This is a genomic window from Stutzerimonas marianensis (assembly GCF_022810315.1).
GTDB classification, from domain to species: Bacteria; Pseudomonadota; Gammaproteobacteria; order Pseudomonadales; family Pseudomonadaceae; genus Stutzerimonas; species Stutzerimonas marianensis.
In genome coordinates, this window is sequence record NZ_JALGRD010000049.1 from 1 (window position 1) to 601 (window position 601).

Sequence of the window (601 nt, forward strand, 5' to 3'; positions counted from 1 at the left end):
ACGATCCGCTTCTATGAGCAGCAGGGCCTGTTGCCGCCGCCAGAACGGCAGGAGAATGGTTACCGTGTCTATACCGAGAAGCATGGCGAGTGGCTTGCCTTTATCCGCCGCTGCCGAATTCTGGACCTGTCACTGACAGAGATTCGCGAGCTACAGAGCTATCAGGACGACCCTCGCCAGCCCTGTACCGCCGTCAACGCCATGCTCGATGACCACATCTCTCATGTGCGGTCGCAGATAACTGCTCTGCAAGCGCTTGAGCAACAACTCGTTTCACTGAGGGCGAGTTGCAACGAGGGTCGGGAGATCAATGCCTGCGGCATCCTGACGGGGATCAGCGAGGAGAGCAAACAACAGCTGTATAGGGCTAGCTCAGGCCGTAAGGACTGAGCAGAGACATGCCGGACCTTGCAGTGACATTGTGAATGCATGGTGTGTTGATCGCGAAGCCTCACTGCGTATCTCGGCATGCGAACCTGGGCGTTGCTGCAAACTTGCAGGGGCCGTGAAGAAGAGTCGTCATCAACCAGGTAATCCGCTGAGCTGATGGTTGGTTCCGTCATCATGATATGAGCCAATCAACCAAAAAATCCGGATACCC

General features: G+C 55.9%; 1 protein-coding gene. It reads left to right on the top strand.

Annotation, left to right across the window (positions count from 1 at the left end; all coding sequences use genetic code 11):
* On the top strand, nucleotides 1–390 hold a 390-nt coding region (gene cadR / locus MST27_RS22220), incomplete at its 5' end, for a Cd(II)/Pb(II)-responsive transcriptional regulator (protein WP_243608014.1).
* Nucleotides 391–601 lie beyond the last annotated feature (211 nt).